At 47.8% G+C, this 26,302-nt stretch carries 14 protein-coding genes; 3 read left to right on the top strand and 11 right to left on the bottom strand.

Translation table 11 applies throughout. The features are described from left to right. Window positions 1-3: 3 nt before the first annotated feature. Together QUA34_RS24800 and QUA34_RS24805 are read right to left on the bottom strand one after the other, a co-directional pair. Complete coding sequence (locus QUA34_RS24800; RefSeq protein ID WP_333328694.1) at window positions 4-1,164, bottom strand: DUF1822 family protein; 1,161 nt, start codon at window positions 1,162-1,164, stop codon at window positions 4-6. Continuing rightward, window positions 1,154-1,945 (bottom strand): sigma-70 family RNA polymerase sigma factor, encoded by a 792-nt coding sequence (locus tag QUA34_RS24805; RefSeq protein WP_333328697.1) that lies wholly within the window; start codon window positions 1,943-1,945, stop codon window positions 1,154-1,156. Before QUA34_RS24805 ends, QUA34_RS24800 begins: the two co-directional genes overlap by 11 nt. Window positions 1,946-2,958: 1,013 nt before the next feature. Between QUA34_RS24805 and QUA34_RS24810 the strand changes: the two genes are divergently transcribed. Beyond that, window positions 2,959-11,217, top strand: a complete 8,259-nt coding sequence (locus QUA34_RS24810; RefSeq protein WP_333389730.1) for a calcium-binding protein — start codon at window positions 2,959-2,961, stop codon at window positions 11,215-11,217. A gap of 228 nt (window positions 11,218-11,445) precedes the next feature. On the opposite strand, the gene QUA34_RS24815 is transcribed toward QUA34_RS24810, so the two are convergent. The 8 genes from QUA34_RS24815 to cobU all read right to left on the bottom strand — a co-directional run bounded on the left by QUA34_RS24815 (window position 11,446) and on the right by cobU (window position 23,015). After that, window positions 11,446-12,636, bottom strand: coding sequence for a GIY-YIG nuclease family protein (locus QUA34_RS24815; RefSeq protein WP_333389732.1), 1,191 nt, complete (start codon window positions 12,634-12,636; stop codon window positions 11,446-11,448). Further along, the gene (locus QUA34_RS24820; RefSeq protein ID WP_333389734.1) at window positions 12,629-14,749 is read right to left on the bottom strand and encodes a DEAD/DEAH box helicase; all 2,121 of its coding nucleotides are present in this window, start codon (window positions 14,747-14,749) and stop codon (window positions 12,629-12,631) included. The genes QUA34_RS24815 and QUA34_RS24820 overlap by 8 nt, the downstream gene beginning before the upstream one ends. A gap of 116 nt (window positions 14,750-14,865) precedes the next feature. Continuing rightward, a complete protein-coding gene (locus QUA34_RS24825) occupies window positions 14,866-15,321 on the bottom strand; it encodes a type II toxin-antitoxin system death-on-curing family toxin (RefSeq protein ID WP_333331785.1) in 456 nt (151 codons plus the stop codon). 3 nt (window positions 15,322-15,324) lie between these two features. Beyond that, the gene (locus tag QUA34_RS24830) at window positions 15,325-16,344 is read right to left on the bottom strand and encodes a DNA-binding protein (protein WP_333331787.1); all 1,020 of its coding nucleotides are present in this window, start codon (window positions 16,342-16,344) and stop codon (window positions 15,325-15,327) included. After that, entirely contained in the window at window positions 16,341-19,151 is a 2,811-nt protein-coding gene (locus QUA34_RS24835) for a DNA methyltransferase (protein ID WP_333389736.1), read from the bottom strand. The genes QUA34_RS24830 and QUA34_RS24835 overlap by 4 nt, the downstream gene beginning before the upstream one ends. Before the next feature lie 438 nt (window positions 19,152-19,589). Further along, window positions 19,590-21,659 carry an AarF/ABC1/UbiB kinase family protein gene (locus tag QUA34_RS24840; RefSeq protein WP_333389738.1) on the bottom strand — a complete coding sequence of 690 codons (2,070 nt, stop codon included), beginning with the start codon at window positions 21,657-21,659 and terminating at the stop codon, window positions 19,590-19,592. 79 nt (window positions 21,660-21,738) lie between these two features. Further along, window positions 21,739-22,161: a hypothetical protein gene (locus tag QUA34_RS24845; RefSeq protein ID WP_333389740.1), complete on the bottom strand. Its 423-nt coding sequence runs from the start codon at window positions 22,159-22,161 to the stop codon at window positions 21,739-21,741. Window positions 22,162-22,439: 278 nt separating this feature from the next. Beyond that, window positions 22,440-23,015 carry a bifunctional adenosylcobinamide kinase/adenosylcobinamide-phosphate guanylyltransferase gene (gene cobU / locus QUA34_RS24850; RefSeq protein WP_333389742.1) on the bottom strand — a complete coding sequence of 192 codons (576 nt, stop codon included), beginning with the start codon at window positions 23,013-23,015 and terminating at the stop codon, window positions 22,440-22,442. Window positions 23,016-23,201: 186 nt separating this feature from the next. On the opposite strand from cobU, the gene QUA34_RS24855 reads away from it, so the two are divergent. Both QUA34_RS24855 and QUA34_RS24860 read left to right on the top strand, forming a co-directional pair. Continuing rightward, window positions 23,202-24,173 carry a glycosyltransferase gene (locus tag QUA34_RS24855; RefSeq protein ID WP_333331799.1) on the top strand — a complete coding sequence of 324 codons (972 nt, stop codon included), beginning with the start codon at window positions 23,202-23,204 and terminating at the stop codon, window positions 24,171-24,173. Between the two features lie 101 nt (window positions 24,174-24,274). Next, window positions 24,275-25,231: a glycosyltransferase family 2 protein gene (locus tag QUA34_RS24860; protein ID WP_333389744.1), complete on the top strand. Its 957-nt coding sequence runs from the start codon at window positions 24,275-24,277 to the stop codon at window positions 25,229-25,231. A 130-nt stretch (window positions 25,232-25,361) separates the two neighbouring features. Here QUA34_RS24860 and QUA34_RS24865 read toward each other — a convergent pair. After that, a partial coding sequence (locus QUA34_RS24865) for a calcium-binding protein (protein WP_333389746.1) occupies window positions 25,362-26,302 on the bottom strand: 941 nt, incomplete at its 5' end.

The following is a 26,302-nucleotide window of genomic DNA, read 5'->3' on the forward strand; positions in this document are numbered from 1 at the left end:
ATATCATACCACAAAATTTTCTGTGACGCTGAAATCATCTAAAGCTACTCGAATACTAAAACTCTCGTCTCGATCAACCTCAATATCCTTCAGCAAAATGTACCTCTCCTGAATCCTTGATTGTGACTCGGTTAGATTTTTACCGATGTCGGAGATTAAGGAAAGTTTAATATTCTGGGGCAGGTAACGTTCTCCGATCGCCGGATGCAGTTGAACGTGAACTCTGACAGTGCGATCGCTCTCTTCAGCAATCGCCACCAACAAAGCAACAGTTGTCCTTCCCAGCCGCATTCCCAAGTCAATCAACTTAGCCCGCGTGACATCGGCTTCAGGAAACCTATTGATGCTACTTTGACTGCCCTGTAACGCAGATTCTTCTCTCGATTTTCCACCTCCTCGTAATGCAAAACTGGGGGTTTTGTCAGGGAAAATCAGGTTTTTAAACTTTTGTTTAGCTTCCTCCAATTGCTGCAAAAATATTTCTGCAACATTTGGCAACCAATTACCTAAATTAGATTTAACCGGATTTTCAATCTCAACAGGAGAAGTTTTTGCCTGCGGGTTAAATACAGCTTCAAAAGGCTGCCAATCAGCCGTAAATACATTCATAAACCACTGACTGAGGTTAATTTTAGATTCCAACAAATGTTCTAGATGCCCTAAGAAATTATCCAGGGAATGCAATTCGCTCAATACTAATTCCCCCGCCTCCGCAGTTGGAGAAAAACCAAGCAATCTCGCTTCCTTTTCCTCCTCATCAATTTCTACAGCAATATAGCCAATGCGTTCTGCCCTTGCTTCCACAGGCACTGGGCAAATCTCAGGCGGATGTGCCGATGAATTCTGGTTGCCATTTTCTGGATTTTGATGCCGATTGTTAATTGGACGGCATTCGATTTTTCCCAATCCTTTAACATACAAATCTCCCGCATCTGCAAACAGGCGAATTACGGGATTCCAGCTATCGCATTGAGTCAAGTCAGTTTCAATATCGATGATTTTTAGATAATCGCGAACTGCCAGCACTGCCAAAGTATTGAGATAAACTTGCTCGTGCCTTTGCGGGTGGCGCTGTTGGGTGGCAAAATGCTGAGCAAGTTGCAGTGCCTTCTGAGTAATTGGCATCGGCAAAGATTCGATTTCCCCAAGATTGCTATGGTTCATTGTTCTGGTACACTCCTGGTATATTTAAAGTTTGATATCCTTGGTCTTCGCAAAATTTTTGCAGCAGATAACGGCAGTCATTATTGAACAATTGATATAAAGTAGAATGCGCGCAGCCAAACTCTTTTGCGAGTTCTTGAAGACTTTGACCGTACAAACATTTGCGCTGCAATAAAACTTGACAATTTATCTGGGGTTTTCCTCTAACGTGTATGCTTTTTAACTCGTTATTTGGATCGGTTTCTATCCATGCGAGAACTTCGTCCACATAGAAAGTTACATCAGGATCGGCGGCGAGATAGTCAATGGGATTGATAGTTTCTTCGTCTTGTTTTCCTTCTGAGGAGGCTATTCGACGGCGGTTTGGTGTGTCACTTTCTTTTATTGGGGCCTGACGACAATCTAACAGCCGCATTTGGAGATAGCGATTTAACCAAGTCGTAATCAGGCTTTCTTCCGGATCGTAAGGTCGTTTTGCTGTGGTAGCTTCACATAAATTTCGATTGAGATAGATCCATGTTTCTTGCAATGCCTCTTCATAGTAAGGTGTTTTTTGTTTCCAGAGTTTGCCGGATTTGAGAATCTCTCGAATTAGTTGATTCAAGAAATGACCTCGCCTGATACTGCCGGGGGGATGCTGGCAAGCTTTGGTGACGAGTTCGAGGATTTGCTGGTGGGCGGGAGCTCGATCGAACTTTTCCGATTTTACTGAGCACCCAACAGCATCGGATTCGTCGGATAAGTGGTCTTCTCCCTCGGAGGGGTTGGATTTATCAGTCATAGTTAAGTGCGGCCGCAACTTTGTTCCTACATTTACTTATCAGGTTGAGTAAGGAAATTTTTTGCGAACTGCCAAAGTTTTTTTGAGCGGATGGTTGAAAATCTTGCTGTGTGGTGGATTTGGCTGTTTGAGTGTAGGTTGAGTTTTGTAAACAGGACTGGTGCTCGTAAACTCGGTTTATAGACACGCTGTGGGATCGATCGCCCTTAAATCCCGAAAACACCCGTTGTTCCGTACTTTCACTCAGTGTTTGCAAAACTTTATCAAAAAATTTGAGAGTTTTGCATAAAACTACCGAGCTCACCCTGATAAGTAAATGGAAGCGAAAGTCAGGCTTTAGGGTCGATCGTTGGCGCTAACAACGAAAACCAGATCGATCGCGCAATCCGGCTATGTCGCAATCCCGAACTCCGGCAAGGGTTGAAACCCCTGCCTCATAGCGAAAGTCGTCTGAAGACGACTGAAGAATTTATCAGTCCTCTTTGAGAGGACTTGTGCTATGAGGCAGGGAATTCATTCCCTGTCGGAATGTGGGGAAAGCGCGTTATTCGATCGCCCTTAAATCCCAAAAACACCCGTTGTTCCGTACTTTCACCAGTGTTTACAAAACTTTATCAAAAAAAACTTGAGAGTTTTGCATAAAACCACTGAGCTCACCCTGATAGATATACAGAAGGGAAATTACGAAGTTCATCGCACTTGTTGAGATTTATTCAAAAGTGCGATCGCGCGTAACTTCCCGATCGCAATCCGAACCAAATTCCCAACGAATATTGGACAGGGCTTCTGCCGATGTTGGTTTAATCTATTTCCACGGTTGCATTTATTGAGTTGATTTGAACCGGTAATTGCGACGACAGATTTGAAGTGCGATCGCATTTCGCGAGACTTCAGTTTGGGTAAATGACGGATCTACGACAGCTAGAAAGTGCAGAAGTGCGATCGGGCTTGTCGATAGAGTCGCTTTGTCAATTTTCAGAACAGTTTGTATCTACCACGCGAGGATAATTATCATGGCTACTACTAATAACTCATTGAATTCTGCGATCGAAACTTCTTTGCAAGCCGTTTACACCACGTTAAATAATTTTGCCAAGGGTGATGATTTTGTTGCCAAAGTTCAAAGTATTTTCGGCACAAACTTTGATGCTGGTAAGTTAGAAGAAATCCGCCAGCAGTGGATTAATAGCGATTTTGCATCTTTGCCTGCGATCGAAGTTCGCACTGGTTGTGAACTCAAAGGGGCTAATGCTGCTTATGCGGGTTCCAATAATACCATTTATGTTTCCGAAAACTTTTTGACCCAAAATAATGACAATCTTCAAGGGATTAGCAGTGTTTTATTGGAAGAAATTGGTCATTCTGTAGATTGGAGTATTAACACTTCTGATACTCCTGGCGATGAAGGTGCCATTTTTTCCGCAACAGTTTTAGGTCATCAATATTTAGATGCTTCTACTTTGAAGGCAATTAAACAAGAGGATGACTCTAATCTTTTAACTCTCGACAATTCTAGTATTGTTGTTGAACAGTCAATAGACACGACAACTTATTCTGACACTCTTAGTTTTGGAGAATTTATTTTTAATGCCAAAACTGCGGAATATCTCAATAAGTTTTTTGGTTCAAATGTAAATAACTCTTGGGAATACACTTCAGAAAATGCGTTCAAATACAAATATAACTATGGAAGCACAACAGCCTCTTACGATCTGAATGCTAACATTGGTAAAGCTAGTGCTGGCCTTATTTTAGGTGGGGGTTCAGTTGAGTCTGGGGTTGAGTTTAAAGCGGGATATAATCTTGGAGAACTTAATCTTGATTTGCCCTTTTCAGCATCACTCAAAGCAAGTGCAAATAATAATCTACTGAATTTTGATTTCACAAATATTTACCAGGGTAATTTTGAATACATAGGACCCTCAATATATGCTTCTTTAGATGCAATATTAAACTATGATATCGGCGGTTTAGATGCTTTTTTTGGAATATCAGGATTTGGAGTGAATTATACTAAGACACTTCCATTGTTTCCAGGGCAAAGCCACAAATCATCGCATACTCTCTTAAAAATTGACTCAAAGAATGTAGGAAATGTCTCAGAAAAAATCAATTTTAACATACTTGATGTTGCGAGTATCGGAGTTACAATTCCTAAATTCAATCCAAAAACAATTGAAACCAAAACTACTGCTGATGGAGAATATTCTCTAGAAATTGGTCACAAAACTGAGGACTTTTTCAGTGCAAGCCTGGGACTGGATCAAGTAATATCTGCTGCAGCTCAAAGCTTTGGTGGACCAGCTCTTGCTGCTGCCGGAAAAGTTTTAGCTGGTTCAATTTCAGAACCTGTTGGTTTTGGTGGAGCAAAATCAGATATTTCTTGGCGACTTTTTCCTATAGATCTCAGTTATAAGATGGGGTTGAACTACAGCTATAAAGCAGGAATCAGGAAAGGAACTACAGAAATTGTAGGAGGAGAATTTAAAGAATTTAAAAATTCATTTAACATGATTGATGAGTTACTAGAAAAGGATCTAGATAACGATTCTAAAATCGACTTGGATTTAAACTATAATCCAGACATTTTCTTTTCAGCCAATGCTTATCTAAAACCAGAGGTGTCTATAGATTTCAAAGTTTTACAAGGTAGTATGGGCGTAAAGGCGAGTACGCCAGATTTTAATATGGGAAATAATTCTGAGGCTAGCCTATTTAGTATTGGCTATTCTAAAGAATTTACTCTAATTGACGAGTTTGCAAAAATACCCTTATGGGAAGGTGATAAAATCTCTATTCTTGAAGGTGATATAGGGATTCCTTTTAACGATCTTTACCGACTAATCACAGGAATCGATTTTACAAGAAATCGAACTTCAATAGAAATCCCTTTCAATACTATCTTCCCTAATGTAGGAACGGCTGGAGATGACATTTTAAGTTTACCTGAATCTGCTGGTGATGAAAATCTCTATGGCGAAGCAGGTAATGATGTCCTTTACGGCAATTCCTACGCCAACAGAATCATGGGTGCTGAAGACAATGACTCTATTTATGGAGGAGTTGGTAGTGACAGTCTTCATGGCGAACAAGGAGACGATTTCTTACAAGGCGAACAAGGCAATGATTTACTGAATGGAGGAATTGGCATAGATACAATCAGTTACGCCAATTCAGTTAGTGGTGTCATTGTCAACATTGATGAAAATAACGACTACCAACACCAACAAACAGCAGGAACATTTGACCTTGAACCTAATTTTGCAATTCCTTCAGGTCAAGCATTAGATGGCTTTGGTTCAACAGATAATATTGTTGAAGTTGAAAATATTGTTGGTTCTTCTTACGACGATATTTTAATCGGCAATGCTTTAGATAACACTATTGAAGCAGGTGCTGGCAACGATCTTATTGTTAGCAGTGCTGGCAACGATGGGTTAGAAGGAAATGGAGGAATTGACACTGTAAGTTTTCGCCGCGATCCTAATGGTGTTTCCGTCAGTCTCAAAAATGGTATTGCTACGGATGGGTTTGGCGGTCAAGATAATATCTCTGGCATAGAAAATGTTGTCGGTTCTAGCTTTAGCGATCGAATCGAAGGTGATGATGGAGTTAATATAATTACCAGTGGTGCTGGCGATGATATTGTTTATGCCTTAGCTGGCAATGATATTGTTTATGCTGGCACAGATAACGACGAAGTACATGGTGGCGACGGTAAAGACATCCTCCTCGGTGAAGCTGGCAGCGACACCCTAGAAGGAAACGAAGGCGAAGATATCCTCGACGGCGGGATTGATAGCGACCTTCTCTACGGCAACTCTGGCAACGACATTCTCTACGGCCGTGAAGGTGACGACATCATCGACGGCGGCACCGAAAATGACCTACTTTACGGCGAACAAGGCGATGACAAACTCTACGGCCAAACTGGCAACGACATCATCCAAGGCAACGAAGGCGAAGACTACGCCGAAGGTGGCAGCGGCCGCGACTTCATCCAAGGCAATGAAGGCGAAGACATCCTCTACGGGCAAGATGGCAGCGACACCATAGAAGGCAACGCAGACGATGACTTCATCGATGGCGGCAACGGCCAAGACTTGCTTTCCGGCAATACCGGTGATGACAGAATTTACGGACAAGCCGGCAACGATGTCATCCAAGGCAACGAAAATAATGACTGGCTGGAAGGCGGCGACGGCCAAGACATCATTGATGGGGGAACTGACGACGATGATATTTACGGACAAGCTGGCGAAGACAACCTTTTCGGCAGTCAAGGTCAAGACTACATTGATGGCGGCGACGGCAAAGATACCCTGTTTGGCGGCTTCGATGACGACGTACTTTTAGGCCAAGCGGGCGATGACACTCTCAACGGCAACGCTGGCAATGACGAATTATTTGGCGGTACTGGCAATGACTCGTTAATCGGAGAAATCGGCGATGATTTAATTGACGGCGGAGAAGGAGTTGATCTCGTTAATTACATCAATTCTCCCAGTGGCGTTATCGTTAACATTGACGAAAATAGCGACTACGACAACAACACCAACCAACGTTTCCAAGAATTCGTCACCGCAGTTAATCCCAGCGAATATTACACCGAACTCGAACGGGATTTTGAAATTGCTGCTGGTACTGGTAAAGACGGTTTTGGCACTACCGATGCTTTGAGAAACTTAGAAGACATCATCGGTACTCGCTTTGAAGACATCTTAATTGGTAACGAAAAAGATAACCGAATTTGGGCATTAGAAGGCAACGATTTATTAATTGGCAATGCCGGCAATGACTCATTTTACGGCGGAGAAGGCATCGACATTCTCAGCTACCGCCGCGACCCGAACGGCGTTACTGTCAACTTACAAACAGGCGATGCTACCGACGGCTGGGGAAATCAAGACAAAATTGCCGACATTGAAAACGTCGCGGGTTCTCGGCATGACGATAATATTACCGGCGACGATACGGTTAATGTTATCACTGGCGATGCTGGGGACGATCGCATTTACGGACTCGGTGGCCACGACAAACTCTACGGCGAATTCGGCAACGACCTAATCTACGGCGGCGAAGGCGGCGACAGCATCTACGGCAACCAAGACCGAGACACCCTATACGGCGAAGCCGGTCAAGACTACATCCGAGGCGGCGATGCCGACGACTTAATCTACGCCGGTAGCGATGACGACACCGTTGCAGGAGACGCTGGCTACGGCAACGACACAATTTTTGGCGAAACAGGCAAAGACTTACTCTACGGTGGCGCTGGCGACGACTTTGTGTACGGCGGCGAAGACAAAGACACCATCTACGGCGAAGGCGAAAACGACAAACTCTACGGAGAAGGAGACGCCGACCTAATCTACGGTGGCACCGGCGACGACGAACTCTCCGGCGGCGACGACCAAGACACCCTCATCGGCGAAGCCGGCAACGACACTCTCGCAGGCGATGCAGGCGACGACACCCTAGACGCCGGAACAGGCAACGACTATCTCTACGGCGGTACCGGCAAAGACACCCTAAATGCCGGCCTCGGCAACGACCAACTTTACGGCGGCGGCGATGCCGACATCCTCCTCGGCAAAGAAGGCGACGACAACCTCTACGGCGAAGCTGGCGACGACACCCTCGATGCAGCAGAAGGCAACGACAACCTCTACGGCGGCGACGGCAAAGACATTCTCGATGCTGGAATCGGCAACGACCAACTTTGGGGAGGTCAAGACGATGACACGTTATACGCCAAAGCAGGCGACGACAACTTGTTTGGCGAAGGTGGCAACGACTCACTCAACGCAGCAGAAGGCAACGACAGTCTCTACGGTGGAGACGGCAAAGACATTCTTGATGCCGGAGTTGGCAACGACTTTCTCTGGGGTGGTCAAGACGACGATACTTTATCAGCCCAAGCTGGCGATGACTACCTGTTTGGCGAAGGCGGCAACGACAGTCTCGATGCAGCCGAAGGCAACGATTCCCTTTACGGCGATAGTGGCAAAGACTTTCTCAATGCTGGCGCAGGCAACGATTACCTCTGGGGTGGTCAAGACGACGACACTTTATCAGCCCAAGCTGGCGACGACTACCTCTGGGGCGAAAACGGCGATGACATCCTCGATGCTGGCGAAGGCAACGATTCCCTCTACGGCGCTAGCGGCAAAGACATTTTAGATGCCGGAAGTGGCAATGACTATCTGTGGGGAGGTCAAGGCGATGACACTTTATTAGCCAAAGCCGGCGATGACAACTTGTTTGGGGAATCTGGCAATGACATCCTTGATGCAGCAGAAGGCAACGATTCCCTCTACGGTGGCGACGGCAAAGACACCTTGTTCGGTCAAGCTGGCAACGACTTATTGCAAGGCGGTTTCGGCGACGACTCACTCTTAGCAGGCGACGGTAACGATACCCTTCTCGGTCAAGCTGACAGCGACACTCTGTACGGCTTCGGTGGCGATGACATCCTGGAAGGCAACTCAGGAACAGACCGACTTTTTGGGGAACTCGGCAACGACTTCCTCAACGGCGGTACTGAAAACGATACCCTCGAAGGCGGCGACGGTAACGACATTCTCGACGGTGGTGATAATAACGACAGTCTGTTCGGACAAGTCAGTGATGATACGGTTATCGGCAACCGGGGCGATGACATTGTTGACGGCGGTTCCGGCAATGATTTGCTTGAGGGGAATCAAGGGCGCGATCGAATTTACGGTCAATCCGGCCTCGACACCCTCCTCGGTGGCGACGATAGCGACACTCTGTGGGGAGGAGACGACGCGGACAACTTGCTGGGAGAATCCGGCAGCGATACCCTGTTCGGCGGTTTCGGCAACGACCAACTCGATGGCGGCGAAAATAATGACAGCCTCTACGGGGAAGGTGGCGATGATACCCTAGCTGGCGGAACAGGGGACGATTTTGTAGATGGCGGCACCGAAAACGATACTCTATCCGGCAATGATGGCAGTGACAAATTATACGGCCACCAAGGCAACGACTTCTTAGAAGGCAATGCCGATAATGACCAACTGTGGGGTGGAGATAACGAGGATACGCTGTTAGGACAAACCGGAGATGACATTCTGCGGGGCGAATCGGGCAACGACAGCCTTGATGGTGGCGAAGGGGCCGATCGACTTTTCGGTCAAATCGGCAAAGATACCCTCTCCGGTAACAATGGCGACGACTACTTAGAAGGCGGCGCAGACGATGATAGCTTAACTGGCGGCGCAGGGCGCGATCGAATTTACGGCAACGACGGCAACGACATCGCCGACGGCAACAGCGGCGACGACTACATCGACGGCGGGGCGAACAACGATACTTTAGCAGGGGGAGAAGGGCGCGATCGAATTTTCGGTCAATCCGGCAACGACAGCCTCGAAGGTAACGACGACAACGACTTCCTCGATAGCGGAACCGGAAATGACACCCTGTGGGGCAACGACGGCGACGACGAACTCTACGGCCGCGAAGACCGAGATTTGATCGACGGCGGCCGCGGCAACGACCAAATCTATGGCGGAGATGCAGCCGACACCCTTCTCGGACAAACCGGAGAGGATAAGATCGACGGTGGTTCCGGCGCAGACTCGATTCTCGGTAACGATGGCAACGACAACATTTGGGCAAAAGCCGGCGATGACTTCATCAACGGCGGCGCCGGCAGCGACAACATTTGGGGCGACGAAGACAACGACCTGATTTTTGGAGAAGCAGGTGAAGACAAAATCGATGGCGGTTCCGGCTACGACAGCATCGACGGCGGCGCCGGCAACGACCAACTGTTCGGCGGTACGGGCAACGACCAATTATTAGGAGGTGCCGGCAACGACAAAATTGACGGCAGCATCGACGACGACAAACTCTTCGGAGGTGGCGGCAACGACTTGATGTTTGGCAGTCAAGGGCAAGACACGATGTTAGGCGAAGTAGGGGAAGACACCCTCTACGGTGGCGACGAAATTGACCTGATGGACGGCGGCGCGAGTAACGACTTGGTTGTCGGCGACTCCGGCGACGACATCCTCACCGGCGATTCCGGCGACGACACCCTGGCTGGCGGCAGCGGCAACGACTTGATGGGCGGAGGCAACGGCGACGACTTAATGTTCGGTGAATGCGAAGACGACACCATGTTGGGAGGTGCCGGTCAGGACACCCTTGACGGCGGTTGTGGCAACGACTTGCTAACTGGGGAAGCTGGCAGCGACAACCTTTTGGGCAACGAAGGCGATGACAGTCTCGATGGCGGCAGCAGCAATGACACCCTTGATGGCGGTAATGGCAACGACTTCTTAAATGGTGGCAGTGGCAATGACAGCCTCAACGGTAACGATGGCGATGACAGTCTCTACGGCGGCGAAGGTAACAACGTGCTCAAGGGCGGGAACGGCCAAGATTCGCTGATTGGAGGCAGTAGTTCCGACATATTTGTGCTATCGCCAAGTTCGGGACTTGATAACATAGTTTACTTCCAGGCCGATCGCGATTACTTCGGACTAACACAAGACCTCACTTTTGACCAATTGCAAATCGTTCAAGGCGGCGAGAATTATACTAACGATGCTTTGATTAGCATCGCAGGCACCGGCGAACATTTAGCTTGGGTGAAAGATACTCAATTTAGTGCGATCGACAGTTCTCGGTTTATTTCCCTCACCCCCGGAGCCCCGCTGCCTGGAGTTTTCAATACTCCCTCGGATACCGATCTTTTAACCGGCGAACCTGTTGATAGTAACGATGTTCTAAGTGAGATCGACAGCGGTTCTAGCACTACCTTATCCAGCACAACTGCTGCACCAATTAGTCAGCCAAACAGCACGACTACCGCAGCAATTAGTCAGTCAAACAGCACGATTACTGAACCGATTAGTCAGCCAAACAGCACGACTACTACTCTAGAAAGTGCCAGCCAGCCACTGGTGACAACAGCTACTAATCCAGCTATTTCAACACCAACTGATGGCACAACTACCACCGATGACATCTTGCTAAATGGCGGTTCAATTTCAACCATGAATAGCTTTAGTGGCATCGATGATGACATTCTCATCTACGACTCTAATAGCTTGTTAACATCTCTAACCAACGCTCAAACTCAGCCCATTATTCCTTTGACAGCGACGAGTGTTGGTAGTGCGATCGCTCCTACTGCTAATCCTTCTGGTAAGGAAGGTGACCTCTTACTTAATGCGAATCCGAGTCCCATTCAGCTACCAACAAGTAGCGATTTAAGTGGCACTTCTACCTTGTAGTAATTGCAGGTTTGGTTGACGGCGATCGAATAGATAAAAACCCGGTTTCTTGAAGAAACCGGGTTTTTTGCAGTTTTTTCGGTTTGTAATACCAAATCCGGGTTGTATCGTTGACCGTTGTATGGTCATGATTTAACCGCAGAGAACACAGAGGACACAGAGGGAGAGAAGAGAGATATGAATAATTATGCTACGGGATTTGATATTAGCTATTGTTGCGATCGAGCCTTACGATCGCGTGAGAGTTGCTGTTTCCCGATCGTACCGGAATTGATCGATGGTTCCTTCCTTGATTTTTTCGATCGCCTCCTCAATGACTTCTAGTGGAACGAGGAACCACTCCCTTGGCTGCACTGGTATACCGAAGCGATCCTGTAATTCCAAATCCAATCGAGCGCTGGCGAAGAACTTCTGAAGGAGTGCCTCAAGTCGCTTCCGGTTCATATTTGCCAATTTAAATGTTGCGACGATTTCCACATCTGCTAGCAGATAGGTGGGGTCTTTCTTGGCGTTGGCAATTCGGCTTTTTACGTCTCCTCCGGTGACACCAATCTTGTGAATGACAGACCGATTCTCAGCAATGAAGGGATGATCCGATTGGCTCCTGAGCACGTAAATGTACCCAGTTGGTAAGTCGTCTGCTGCTTCAATGTGAGAAAACAGGGGGCCGAAATCTGGGGTGGTGATGCGGCGGCTGGCCTTGTCTTTATTTAAAGCACGCTGGAGCGATCGCAACAGCAAATCGCTCTCGGTGGCATTGTCATAAACCACCCTCAGCCGGCAGTCCGATCGACCATAGTCGCTGACAAACGGCTCACCCATATCGACCACCATCACCTTCTGCCCATCAAGGATGAACAAATCACCTTCCTTTACGGCCGCATAGTCCTGGTATTTGATGGTTTGCCGTTCCCCCGACTGCAATTGCCGTTGCACTTTGTCAAAGATGGGTTTGAATTCATCAAAGTCCTGGCAGGGAGTACGTTGGGCGATTTCCTCCGCTGCTTTGATTTCGCTGCGCGATCGCACATGAGTAAGCTGGGTAACGTCGTTCTCTGAGGCTGCATCGACTCCCAGGGAGGCCAGCAGTGCTTCATCTGTGAGATCGCGAACTGTGCTCAGGCTGGCATCAGTCTCAGCATCTAACAGTCCGCGTGAGTCTAGCGGTTCCAAGACGGCGCGACATTCCTCCGATTCTCGCAGGCGATCGAGCCGTACTGCATAAAGCCGCTCGAAGATATCGCGATCTTCCCCATGCTGGGGCAGTCTGCCATATTCTTCCACAAACCGCTCGATCTCCTCAAAGCCTGCGATGATCCGCTCTTCTCTGGCAGAACGCTGGCCGGAGGGTTCGGGGGTCATGTCCATGCCCAATTCACCGAGCAATTCCAAATCATCATCGGTGGTGTACTTAGGCATTAGTTTCCTCCTTCACTTTGCGTTGCAGGAAGGCAACTCCTTCTGCCATCCGTTTTTCCCAGGGATCGACTGCTGTGAGAGAGGGCAACCTGCCTTTTTCTTGCTTGAACCGCAGCGCCCGTTTGGCTAATTCCCGCGCTTCTTCCACGCTAAGGGTTACTCGCTTAGCCGCAATGACTTCTGCCACCTGCTTGAGCCGTTCTTCGCTCATGGACTTAGCCAGGATGGCATAGGCTTCGCCAAAGGGGTTGATGCGATCGATCAGATCCATATCGAGGTCTGTTACCGATAGGGCGAACTTCCTCACCCCATCGAGGAGTGAGGTGTTTTTCGCTGCTTCCCCACCACCAGGATTTGTGGCGTACAGCCCACCACTTTCGTTCATGGTTTTTTTAGCTTGTTGGACAAGGGTTAGGGCGGCGATCGCGTGTTGGCGGACGGCTTCTCGATCTTCCGCTTCTAGATTTGGGAACTTCTCTTTGACGATTTTGCCCATGCGAACTTGGGTGAGTTCTTCCGGCACCAGTTCTTCATCAAATAGGCCGCGCTCGATCGCGGGCTTATCTTGGACAAATGCCGTCACCAGTTCGGTCAAGTCTTCGCGGCAGATGCGTTCGGCTTCCGGGCTCTTGGGTTCGGCTAATCCCTTAATTTCCATTTGAATCAGGCCTCTCTCTGGATTGATGCCCACGTTGCACTTGCCAGGATTGTAACCATCTTCCCCGTAGTCGAAGCCCGGTGTTGGTTGATTGTCGGGACGCTTGGGTTTGAACTCGAAGCGTGGCGCGAGCACTTGCTCCATCAGTAGGCTGGCTGCAATGGCTTTGAGCGTGTCGTTCACTGCCTCGGTGACGGCAGATTCGGCGGCATCCGGCTCGGCAATCAGGTTGGTGAACCGAGCGCGGGTTTTCCCTGGTGCATCGCGGGTGGCACGACCGATAATCTGAATAATCTCTGTCAAACTGGAGCGGTAGCCGATCGTCAGGGCGTGTTCGCACCAGATCCAATCAAAACCTTCTTTCGCCATGCCGAGGGCGATAATGATGTCCACACGATCGCGATTGTTCTTATGGGTGGGGTCTTTTAGGGCGGTGGCGACTTTATCCCGTTTGGTGGGGTCGTCGTCTACGAGATCGGCGATTTTGAGAATCGTGCCGTCGGCGGTTTTAACCAGTTGAAATCCCGTCTTGGGGTCGGTGCCTTGCCATTCGCCCAGTTCCTCGATGATGTGCTCCACCTCGCGGATCTTGTCCTTCGTACTTTCGCGGGAGTTGACGTTGGGAATGTGCAGGATGGTTTTCTCTTTGGGGTTTAGCACCTGCACGATTTCGTCGGTGTAGCTACCCGCGTAGAAGTAGTAGCCAATGTCGAGTTGCTTGAGGTATTGGTAGCCGTTGAGCTGTTCGTAGTAGGTGTAGGTGACGGTATCGAATCGGGATTCGTCTTCGGGGTGCAACACAGCTTCGGCATCGCCGCGAAAGTAGGAGCCGGTCATGGCTATGATGTGGGTTTTGTCGCGGGCCATGAGTTGGCGGACACGATCGCCCAGCTTGTTGTCTGGGTTGGACGAAACATGATGAAATTCGTCTATGGCGATTAGGCGATCGTCTAAGACTTCGATACCGAATTTGTCCACGGCAAAGCGGAATGTGGCGTGAGTGCAGACCAGAATCTTGGAACTGCTGGCTAGAAACTTCTGCACCGCGCCCACTTTGCCGCCGTCGTTTCCCGGTGCGTCGCAGAGATTCCACTTCGGTTCAACTTGCCAATCGGCCCAAAAGCCAAACTGACTCAGCGGCTCATCGTGGAAGCTGGAGCCGATCGCCTTTTCTGGCACGACGATGATAGCTTGTTTGAGGTTCTGGTTCTCTAGTTTGTCGAGGGCGATGAACATCAATGCGCGACTTTTGCCGGAGGCGGGGGGCGATTTGATCAGGAGGTATTGTTCGCCGCGCTTTTGGTAGGCGCGTTCTTGCATCGGGCGCATACCGAGGGCGTTGGGGCGGGTGGAGGTGCCATCCTGGGCGTAGGTGACGGAAACTGAGGGAATCGCGATCGGTTTGCTCATGGGTGGGAGTTTTTTTCTTTGAGACTTGCTAAAATCGGTTTGCATTTAAGCACTTTTTTGTTGATATGTATGCGTTTTAGACTTCGATACTCGCCAGCATCGATTTGCGTTAAAGCACTTTTACGCCCAAAAAGGGAGGTAACGACTCTGCTCTAGCTAAGCTAACCATTAGAATCAATATCGCCCATGACAGCAAGCGCTAACTTAAACTTAAGTTCTTCACTGAAATCTTCCTCGAAAATAAGAGACTCAATCAGTTCTAATAAAAACTCTTTATAAATTTTTCCTTCTGCTATCCAGACGGCGATATTTTCCATTTCTAGGACAAACTTTCTTACCACAAAATCGTAACCATTGAGCTTTAGAAAATAAGCTCCCAATGCAATACTAGAGCGTTTATTTCCGTCATAAAAAGCATGAAACTTGTTGACAGCAAAAACTAGGTGAGTTAACTTGTGGTGAATCTCAGGATAATAGAGATCGTTTTGAATATGTTCTAATGCGCTCTCTAGTAGACTCGGATTATTAGAACCCGGAAAGCCGCCTGAGTTTTCGATAATCCAATCATGCAGCTCGATCGCATAGTGAATGTCAAAGTAAAAAAAAGCTGCTGCCATAACTTACCGATCCTTCAATCGCTTAAATACAGCCAAAAGAGCCGGATCGGAAAGTTGCTCTTCTAAAGAACGGCTGGTTTCTCCTAAAAATTTCTCAAAGTCACTCTCTGGAACACTTTGGATATAGGCTTCTAATTTTTGATGCAGAGCATCCCGAAAGCCTAGATCGCGACTGGCCATTTTGATGCGGGCATCTTCAATAATGGGTTTTAGATAGGGGTTTTCCTCTGCCGATTCAAATAGCGAATCAACCTCTTTCTGTTTCAGCTTTCGTCCCACCTTTTCTGACTCGGCTTTCAATTCTGCTGCCAAACCATTCTCTAGACTGGCAATGGCGATGAGAACTTCGGCATACATGGTATCACGGGGACAATCGTTTTTACCCAAACTTAATATCTGCTTATATTCTTCGGCTTTCTCTCGGAAAACAATCTGATACACTTTGTTGGTGTAAATGCCATACTTAAATTTACCCATGTCGAGGTAATTATCAAGGGCATCGGTAAAGGTTTTACGATAGCTAAATTCTTGATAGACTGCTGGTAAGTAATTGTTATCTCTCTGGTTAATATATTTGGTATGTCCGCCTGCCCGTTCTGCCATTACGTCAATGACGATATCTAAGATGCGCGATCGAATTGCACGGGCCCGATCGCTCTCTACCAGCACCATCGCTAGATTGAGGGTTGCCCGAAAGGTGAACACACCTAATGTCGGGGTTTTGTTACCGTAATCAGTTACGGAGACATCCAGCAAAGCCTTGAAATCTCGAAGTTTCTGGCCTCGTAGCACCCTATAGCCATTAGTCTTCAGCTCATCGTTGTGACTGGATAGATACTTTTCAATTGTACTTTCGCTGATACCGAAAATTTCAATCAGTTGTTGTTTGGTAAATAGCAGTTCTTCTTCATAGTAAGTGCCTCCTAATCCTAAGTATTCTTCTATTTTTTCTAGGGCATAGCGATTGTTGAGAATATTTTGGCGATCGAGTGGCGATGAAGTTAAATCTTTTGCCATCATCATTTTTCTCCTTTGGTTTTACGTTTGGCAGACTTGTTGAGGGGCGCTGGCTGACTGGTCATTTTTGTGTACAATTCAAACAGTTTTTCGAGGCGTTCGGTGTCGTTTTTGAAGCGGCGACCAATGTAGATTCGTTCCAGGATTTCGTCGTTACGATCGTGCGCTTCCCTAACCAGAGGGAATTCGGTATCCATACGATCGCGATCGTACATATCGGCGATCGTGGCTGGGAAATAGTGCTCTCGCGCTAGCAGGATGTCTTCGGCGCAGCGGGTGAGGTCGGCTTTGTTTTGCTCGGTGAGGGTGGGGACGGGGAAGGTGTTCCAGCCGAGGGTGTTGGAGTAGCGATATCGGGTTTCTAGCTTGCCGCAGACGGTGGCGATCCAGACTAGGTGCAGGCGGGAGGCGATTAGCGCCATATTCCAGAGTGGGGCATCGTAGAGGGCAAATAGAAGATCACTTGCAATTGCATTACCATCTAATAAGTCTATTGGAATGTAGTACCTTCTTTCTGATGAGACTTTTGCAACTACGAGAGAATGATTTCTTGCAGTACCTGCGATTTGTACGAACCGATAAGAGCGTGAAGCAAAATCGCGTGTAGATTCTGCTCTACTAGCAAGACGAAATTGTTTAACTTTTTCTTGGACTTCTTTCAAATATGGTTGTTCATTTGCAATGGCTAAATCTGAATCCTCTATCCAAATGCACCATCTACGCTTACCCTGTATCATTTCTTCTGAACCAAGGTAGGGTCGAATAAACCTTTTAAGCTCAGGATTATTTTTTAATAAAGTTGCTCGTTTATCCCCATTTAATATGAAATTCCCATCATCCCTTGGCATATTACCAAACAGCATAGGCGATAACTCTGATAGTGGATTTCGTATCTGTTCAACAGTAGAGTTTGAGCCACCGATAAGATACGCATTGATGTATTCCACACTGCGCTCAACAAGGGTTCCTTCTTCAGTGAGAGAGAATAAACGCCGTGTAGATCCAGGCTCACTCGTAATTCCAATAATCGAGACTGTTACTCCTGCATTATTACTGGCTAGATTTGACCACTTAAAAGAAGTATAAGCAAAGGCGATCTCATGTCCGGTTTCAAAAATTAGCGGCCATAAGATCGGTACTTGTTGCCCCTGACAGATTGAATTCGTAGATACAAAAGCAGCAGCAGAATTTGTTTGCGTTCCGTAATCCGCCGCCTTCATAAACCAACCAGCGACGTAATCAAGAGATTTCCAGCTCTTTGTGCGGTCACCCAAAATGGCTCCTAGTTCGGCTTTCTGCTCGTCGGTTTGCCACTTGGAGCCAAGATACGGTGGATTCCCGCAAATATAAGTCTCCCCTCCCTCATTCTCAAAATCAATCTCCGCCACTTCCCGCATCTCCCCAAACAAATCCAAATCCTCGCGCTGCACCTTCACCCCCGTTCCTGTCGGCGGACAAAGACTCAACCAATCCAACCGCAACGCATTCCCACAGGTAATCCAGTTATCATCCTTCAGAGGCAAAAACTCCGCCAGCGCCAACTTCGGCCCCCGATACAACACATCACATTGATACTCGGCAATAATCAACGCCAACCGCGCAATCTCACAGGAAAAGTGACGCAATTCAATTCCCCGAAAATTCGTCAGCGGAATCTCAGACTTGCGATCGCCCTCACCCCGAAGACGATTAATCTCCGCCTCGATCGCCCGCATCTCTTTATACGCAATCACCAGAAAATTCCCAGACCCACAAGCCGGATCAAATACCCGAATCCGCGCCATCCGCTGCCGCAGATTTAGCAGCTTGCGGGCATTATCCCCCGCTGCCTCCAATTGCTCCCGCAAACCATCCAAAAACAGCGGATTCAACACCTTGAGGATATTCGGCACACTCGTATAGTGCATCCCCAACGCACCCCGCTCCTCATCATCCGCCACCGCCTGAATCATCGACCCGAAAATATCGGGATTAATCTTCGTCCAGTCCAGATTGCCAACATGAAGTAAGTACGATCGGGCAATCTTGCTAAAACGCGGCACCGCCACCCCACCCGAAAACAGCCCTCCATTCACATAGGGGAATCTATCTGCCCAATTGCGAATCTTCGCCGCCTCCCGATCCTTAAGCGGCGTACACATCGCCCGAAACATCTCCGACAGCACCTCGTGCGTATTCGACGAATCACTCGCACTCATTTGTTCGATCGTGGCAGTGAAGAGGGCATTGCTGTGAAAGATATTCGTATCCTCCGCAAAGAAACAGAAGATTAGTCGCGCCATGAAGTGATTTAACGCTTCCCGGCGATCGGCCTTGTCCCACTCCGGGTTCTCCTTCAGCAGCTCCACATACAGGCGGTTGAGGCGCCCCGTAGCCTTGATATCAAAGGCATTCTCCCGGATCTGCTTGACTGTCGTAATGCCCGCCAAGGGCAGGAAAAAACCGAAATGGTTGTGAAAGTCCGGGTAATCGCAAGCGACTATCTCCCCATCAGCGAGGTTTTCCGCCTCAAAACTTTTGCCATCGGTGGCCAGGATAAACTTAACCTTATACCGAGCCGTCGCGGCACTATCCCGCAACGCTGTGAGGGTGTTTGTCACCTCGCCTTCCGGGCAAACCTTTACATGGATATTGTTGCGCTGGAGCACGCCACCGAGATCCGATTGGTTGGAGCCACCGCTTTTGCTTTTGAGCCGCTTGAGAGTCGTCGGCTTGTTACCAAAGGCTTCGAGGAAGGCAAAGGGGAACTCTTCCGAGTCAAAGGGCGCTTCAGCGAGCCTGGAAACTGCTTCTTCGATTTCGACTGCATTCATACTTCCACCATCGGTAGCTCAGGGGCGGTAGCTCAGAGGTTCCATTATCGCCTCTTAACGCAATTTTGGATTTTACCTGATTTGTCGATCGATCTTCTGAGTTCAAGCGACACTACCCATGATTAACTCTGCGATCGTAGAAATGCCCAGAAAATCTCTGGGAACCCAATGTCTATTAATATCATGTGCGATCGATTAATTATAATATCCCGGTCGGGCGGGTTTTTGAGATTGTCAATTATTGGCAGATATTCTTGGTGAGGGGAACCCTACAAAAATCGCGGTCGTTCGATCGAACATGATATAATTCCGATGCTACCGGAAACGATATTACCAGCCGCTACAGCATGAGCTTAATTAAAAGAACGCAGACGGAATTCCATCTGCGTTCATCTGTGTTTATCTGCTAATATCTGCGGTCAAAAAACTCCCAATCCACTACTTCGCCGCAGGTAAAGACAACTGAGGCGAAGTTTTAGGATAACTTCCATTTTCGGGAATCGCTGCGGGTTCGGAGGAAAGCAAAAACTCGCGAATAACCCTAGCAACTGCTCTTTGAGCTAAACCGCCGACTACTTTCTGCCCCATATTCTGCACTTCTGGTTTCACCAACAACTGCGGCAGTAGCTGCAATACTTTCATGCCGTCAAAACCGGGAGTTGATTGCAAAATATCCCAAATCCGCTTGATGTGTTCTAGGTTTTTTTGTTCAGTCGGTGAAACCACAGGTTGATTTGCCTTGACTCCAAACCATTCGCCGACTACAGATTTGGCGTTAGCAAAGGCGTTGCTGGAAAGTGTGTCGAGACTCTTGACTAATTCCAGGACAATACGATCGCGAATGAAATCTCCTCTTTCGGAAAATAAATATTCTAATGCTTGGTTCAAGATTTTGCTGACATCGTAATCGTCGCTCTCGCGGGCATTGTTGAGCAAGTTTTCTAGGCGGTTCCAGCGGAATTCGCCTTGTTTGAACAGCAAATCTTGCAGGGATGCTCTCAATTCCGGTGCGGGGTCGCTCAACAGCCGTTTTGCTACGTAAGGATAGGCTTTGCTCAACACTTTGAATTCGGGGTCAACGTTGATGGCAATGCCTTCTAACGTGACGAGCGATCGAATAATCAAAGCATAGTAAGCTGGAACTCGGAAAGGATATTCGTACATCACCGCCGAAAGCTCGTCAGTAATGCTTTTGAAATTGAGTTCGGCAACGCTAGCACCCAAAGCATTGTTAAATACGCCCGCCAAAGCTGGAATAATTGGCGTCAAATCGGTATCTGGCGTTAAAAATTCCAACTTGACATAATCTTTTGCTAAACCTTCAAAGTCGCGGTTCACCAAATGCACCACAGCTTCCAACAAGCCGTATCGCTGATAAGGTTTAACTTCGCTCATCATCCCGAAATCGAGATAAGCTAATTGACCATCAGGAGTTGCCAAAAGATTGCCGGGATGTGGGTCGGCGTGAAAGAAACCGTGTTCTAGGAGTTGTCGGAGAGAGCATTGCACCCCCACTTCAATTAAGTAAGGAGCGTCAATTCCTTGAGCTTTAACGGCTTCTAAATTCGTGAGTTTGATGCCGGTGATCCACTCCATTGTTAAGACGCGGCGACGGGTATATTCCCAGTAGATGCTGGGAACATAAATGTCTTTGATGTGGCCGTATAGTTGGGCAAACCGTTCGGCATTTTGACCTTCATGGGTGTAGTCCATTTCTTCGTAAATGCGCTCGCCCAATTCGTCCATAATTCCTGCGAGGTCACTGCGAATTATTTTGAAGTTGTTTTGTGCCCAAACTGCAAGGCGTCGCAGGATGTAGATATCTAAGCCGATGTTTTCGGCTAAACCCGGTCGCTGGACTTTGATTGCGACTGTTTCTCCGGTTTTGAGTTTGCCTTTGTAGACTTGTCCCAGAGATGCTGCTGCGATCGGATCTGGGCTGATTTCTGCGTAGATGTCTTTGGGGTGGGCGCCCAATTCTTCTTGGATGAATTGATATGCTACTTCGTTCGGAAATGCTGGCAATTGGTCTTGCAGCGTTGTTAGTTCTTCTAAATATACTGGCGGTACTAAGTCGGGCCGTGTTGAAAGTGCTTGTCCGATTTTGATGAAAGCTGGGCCGAGTTGGCCGAGAATTTCCCGCAGTCGGACGGCGCGACGCTTTTCGTTGGTGGCGGTACGACCTGTTTTGCCGTCGAACCACACACTGAAGGCAAAGCTAAAAAATGTCCAAACAACGCTCGACAGCCTTCCCCAGACTTGTAGGGGTCGATTTCGGTACAGGGCTGCGATCGCCACTGGATCGTACCGAACAGCATCTCCGGCTAACTCGAAAGCTATGTCTCTGGCTGATTTGAGCGGTTCGGGAGTGGCGACCTCCGTCTCTAGTGATACTGGTACTGCTTGCAGGGGAATTGTATTTGCATCTTGGAGATTGCCGAGTACAGCCTGAGTCCCTGAATTTACATAAGTTGGCGGGGAGGCTGGCGATACTGTCTTGACATTCATAAATCAGACCTAGTGTGAAGCATTGTAAATATATTGTAACAATTTAAGGAAGAAGACCCTTCTTCCTTCTTATATATACTTACTCCCCGCTGGATCTTTGGAGTCGATCGCGAATGCCTGATAGTTGCGATTGGCTGCTGACGGGCGATCGAGGTTGGGGCATTTCGGTATCGGGCCAGTTCGGTAAGTCGTTACAGGGACAGAACTCCGGGGGCATTCCGGTTTGTTTGAACACTACGGGCATAGCGCAGCGCGCGCAGCCACTGATTTCCCAAGCTGGTGTCAGCAGTTGGGCAATTGTTTCGTTTGTGCCTTCGAGGTAACAGTCTCCGCTGTCGCGGGAGATGATTTTTTGCCAGCAGTCTTCAAATTCCTGGCTGTAGCGATCGCCGGCATTTACCGATTTGGGCAGCAGCGCTTCGGAACCGTTGCGAATTAATACTTTTTTGCCTAACTGAAACCAGTAAGCAAGATATTTTCTTACTTCACTATCTGATGCCATAACTTTTAGTCTACCCTTCAACTAATTGATAATTTTAGACTTTTAATTTGAAATTAGCACTCTTTCTTAAGAGACATTTTAGCTTTTACATCATTTCAATATTTGGCTATTCCTCATGTCAAATTGTTGGGCAGTTCCCCCTAGGGATTAGGTTTTTTTGACTAATTTATGTGACTGTTTAGTTTTCAATCTTAGTTAAAATTCTACCTGATTTTCAGTTAAAATTGTCGTTCGGGAAACCGATATTTTTTCTCTCTTGTCGATCGCGACTCCGGCTGTTAATTTTTCGCTACGGGCGGCAGCGGGGTACCCAAAGCGCTGAGATTCAAGGCGTAACCTCCGGTGGCGAGATAAACAGTATCGGCGATCGCCCCGATGTGGCGGACGAGAGTGCCGAGGCGATCGCGAAATAGCCTCCCCGCCGGATAAGCAGGCACAACACCCCATCCGGTTTCTTCCCCTACCAAAATTACATCAGCCGCCGCCGACTTCAAACAGGCTAGCAAATCTTGCTGCGTAGTAGCCCAAACAGCAGTTTCTTGTTCCAAAAGATTTGCTGTCCAAGTTCCCAGAGAATCAATTAACAAGCAATCTGAGGGCTTGCCGGCTTGCACAACGGCCGATAATTCGATCGGCACTTCTAGAGTTGTCCAATCAACAGGACGGCGATTTCGGTGCTGCTCGAGGCGACGAAGCCACTCCAAATCCGCTTCATCAACGCGACTGGTAGCCACATAGATTATTTGTTTTCCCGAACCCGCCGCCAGATTTTCGGCCCATTCACTTTTGCCACTCCGGGCGGGCCCAGTTACTAAGATTAATTGTCTAGATGTGGTGGGTTCTGAGTTACTCATTAGTTATTAGTCAGCAGTCATTAGTCAGATACAAAGGATTAAACACAATTACCAATTACCAATTACCAATTACCAATTATCATTTAAACTGCCAACTACCAAATGCTTTTTAAGCGATAATAGCATTGCTGAGACAATATCAGAGTAAGTCGATCGAGAACCCCCGTATTTCCCAAGCTGTTATTTATGCCAGATCATCCTCAGATCTCAGCGATTATTTGCACCCACAATCGCGCCGCCTATTTAGGTGGGGCGATCGACAGCTTGCTGGTACAGGATTTTCCCGACAACTTTGAAGTAGTAGTAGTGGATAACGCTTCTAGCGATTATGCCAGCCCCGAAAGTTCGATTTCGCGCACCCGCGAGGTAGTAGAAGCAAGACTGGGCGATGGCCGCCTCAAGTACGTCTGGGAACCCGAAATCGGTCTGTCAGTGGCGCGGAATACCGGCGCTAAGCAAGCTCGCAGCGAAATATTAGCTTATCTCGACGACGACGCTATTGCTGAGCCGAATTGGCTCAGGGTGCTGCACGCAGCTTATCAAAGCAATCAAAAACTCGCCGTAGCTGGTGGCAAAGTCAATTTGCTCTGGCCTTCTGGAGTCAGCCCGCCCGAATGGCTGTCACCCGGATTGGCCCAGAACTTGGGAGCATATGATTTAGGCGATACTTGCCTGTACGTGACTGCTCCCGGTTTGACTCCCAGGGGAGTAAACTACTCAATCCGGCGCGCTTTTCTCGAACAAATTGGCGGCTTCGATGTCAAACTCGGTAGAGTCGGCACCAAACTGCTGTCAAATGAAGAGTTGCGGGCCACAGAATTAGCTTTAGAGTTAGGTTGGCAAGTAGTTTATCTACCGGAGGCCCTGGTGCTTCACCATGTCGCAGCAGAAAGGCTCAACAAAGCTTGGTTCCTAGAGCGCGGGTGGTGGCAAGGCATCAGCGAGTGTTATCGCGAACAATTGTCCGATCGAGCCGGTATTGCTCAGCTTGGGCGGGGGGGTGAAAGAATCTTGAGGGGTGTCTGGAAGTCTTTTAAATATATTAGAGATCCAGGGCTGCGCTTTGAAAATTTCGTTTTTGCCTGGGGTCAAATCGGTTATTTGAGCGCAGCCATCCGCGGCCTAATTTTTGCACCGAAATCGACCAGTAGGCATTAGGCTATAGGCAATATCCCTCGCTGCTCAAGTCGTCGGCGCGGCTGTGCCGATCGCACTTCATTCACCAAAACTCGACCGCATTTAGGTTCAAGCACTCGATTATGACATCTAGTTCATCCAAGATTCCGGTTTCAGTTCTCATTCCGGCAAAAGACGAAGAACTTAATCTACCTGCGTGTCTGGCCAGCATTGCCAGGGCGGATGAAGTTTTCATGGTTGATTCCCAAAGTAGCGATCGTACGGTGGAAATTGCCATCAGCACCGGCGCAAAAGTTGTGCAGTTTTACTTTGACAACCGCTGGCCGAAAAAGAAAAATTGGTCATTGGACAATCTGCCATTTCGCAACGAATGGGTATTAATTGTCGATTGCGACGAGCGCATCCCGCCAGAACTTTGGGACGAAATCGCGCGGGCGATCGAAGACCCCAATTTTGACGGCTACTACCTCAACCGCAAAGTCTTCTTTTTAGGTCAATGGCTGCGTTACGGCGGCCGATATCCCGACTGGAATTTGCGTTTGTTCAAGCATCAAAAAGGCCGTTACGAAAATCTAGGCACTGAATCCGTCCCCAATACTGGCGACAACGAAGTTCACGAACACGTCATTTTAGCTGGTCAAGTCGGCTACTTAAAAAATGACATGATCCACGAGGATTACCGCGATTTATTTCACTGGATAGAACGGCACAACCGATATTCTAATTGGGAAGCTCGTGTTTATTACAATATAATTGAAGGGCGCGACGACAGCGGTACTATTGGCGCTCACTTATTTGGAGATGCAGTGCAGCGAAAACGCTTTCTCAAAAAAGTTTGGGTGCGGCTGCCTTTTAAACCAATGCTCAGATTTATGTTATTTTACTTTATTCAGCTCGGCTTTTTGGATGGAAAAGCTGGCTATATTTATGCAAGGTTATTGAGTCAGTATGAGTATCAAATTAATGCAAAACTTTACGAATTGCGCTGTTGTGGCGGTCAGTTGAATGTGGCAGAATCTCAGCCTACTTTATCGCAGCCAGTAGTTATCAGTCAGGAGACAGAAGTGAAATTGCCGTAATAGTAGGTAGGGAATTTTAACCGCCGATGGCGGCGGATTGATGCAGATGAACGCCGATAAATGTTGATTTGGGTTAAGTGCGATCGCCCTGATTTTATCGAATGGGCGATCGCACTTTTCCTTCCTTTCTTTAAACCAGCAGGAAATTAGCCGATGTAATCGAATTGGCACTCACTCCAATCATCACACCTAACTCCTCTCCGGTCAAGACATTTTTGATCAGAGTTCCCTGAGTATTTTGAGTTATGGCTAACTGACCAAAACTCAAACCGCCGCTTAATCCAATCAAATCTTGACCCACGGTAAAATCAGCGATTATATCAAATCCTTGACCAGCTTTTAAGGCAAAGATATCATTGCCACTACCGCCAATCAAACTATCATTACCCAAGTCTCCGTAAAGGATATCAGAGCCTTTCCCCCCCAGGAGAGTATCATTATCTTCCCCTCCATAAAGAGTATCATTTCCTTCACATCCTCCCAGGATATCGGCTGCTTCGTTACCGCTAATTAAGTCATTACCTTCACCGCCGCAGATAGTATCCGAACCTAACTGTCCAAACAGGTAGTCATCACCTTGACTACCAAGCACGATGTCATTTCCTTTGCCTCCAAATAAGGTGTCATTATCCTTGCCACCATCGATGAAGTCATCATCTTTATTGCCATAAATGATGTCAATACCTTCGCGGCCATGTAACAAGTCATTGCCTTTGCCTCCGAAGATTAAATCGTTGCCAAATTCGCCAAGAACGATGTCGTTTCCTTCATCTCCATAGAGGATGTCGTCACCTTTTCCTCCGGTGATGAAGTCGTTGCCTTGATTGCCATTAAAGATGTCGTTGCTGGCACCACCATATAAGTTGTCATTCCCTGATTTGGCATCGAATATATTGCCGTTGTTAGTGCCGAGAAATTCCTCGTTTTGGGCAGTGCCTATTTGAATGGACGATACACCAAGTATGGTGTTTTCAACTGAGTTAGGTTGGTTTAAGTTGGGATAGGCAATGTCATCGCAGATGCAGTCGTCATTGGGGATGTTGTTGGTTGTTGGTGTTGGCGTTACCGATG

The sequence above is a fragment of the Microcoleus sp. POL10_C6 genome (assembly GCF_036701585.1).
Taxonomy (GTDB): Bacteria; Cyanobacteriota; Cyanobacteriia; order Cyanobacteriales; family Microcoleaceae; genus Microcoleus.

Bases quoted from the DNA above. Each gene is read 5' to 3' on its own strand.
- QUA34_RS24825 (WP_333331785.1), bottom strand. From the start codon at position 15,321: ATGGCAGCAGCTTTTTTTTACTTTGACATTCACTATGCGATCGAGCTG.
- QUA34_RS24855 (WP_333331799.1), top strand. From the start codon at position 23,202: ATGCCAGATCATCCTCAGATCTCAGCGATTATTTGCACCCACAATCGC.
- QUA34_RS24815 (WP_333389732.1), bottom strand. From the start codon at position 12,636: ATGCCTAAGTACACCACCGATGATGATTTGGAATTGCTCGGTGAATTG.
- cobU (WP_333389742.1), bottom strand. From the start codon at position 23,015: ATGAGTAACTCAGAACCCACCACATCTAGACAATTAATCTTAGTAACT.
- QUA34_RS24835 (WP_333389736.1), bottom strand. From the start codon at position 19,151: ATGAATGCAGTCGAAATCGAAGAAGCAGTTTCCAGGCTCGCTGAAGCG.
- QUA34_RS24810 (WP_333389730.1), top strand. From the start codon at position 2,959: ATGGCTACTACTAATAACTCATTGAATTCTGCGATCGAAACTTCTTTG.
- QUA34_RS24840 (WP_333389738.1), bottom strand. From the start codon at position 21,659: ATGAATGTCAAGACAGTATCGCCAGCCTCCCCGCCAACTTATGTAAAT.
- QUA34_RS24820 (WP_333389734.1), bottom strand. From the start codon at position 14,749: ATGCAAACCGATTTTAGCAAGTCTCAAAGAAAAAAACTCCCACCCATG.
- QUA34_RS24845 (WP_333389740.1), bottom strand. From the start codon at position 22,161: ATGGCATCAGATAGTGAAGTAAGAAAATATCTTGCTTACTGGTTTCAG.
- QUA34_RS24860 (WP_333389744.1), top strand. From the start codon at position 24,275: ATGACATCTAGTTCATCCAAGATTCCGGTTTCAGTTCTCATTCCGGCA.
- QUA34_RS24830 (WP_333331787.1), bottom strand. From the start codon at position 16,344: ATGATGATGGCAAAAGATTTAACTTCATCGCCACTCGATCGCCAAAAT.
- QUA34_RS24800 (WP_333328694.1), bottom strand. From the start codon at position 1,164: ATGAACCATAGCAATCTTGGGGAAATCGAATCTTTGCCGATGCCAATT.
- QUA34_RS24805 (WP_333328697.1), bottom strand. From the start codon at position 1,945: ATGACTGATAAATCCAACCCCTCCGAGGGAGAAGACCACTTATCCGAC.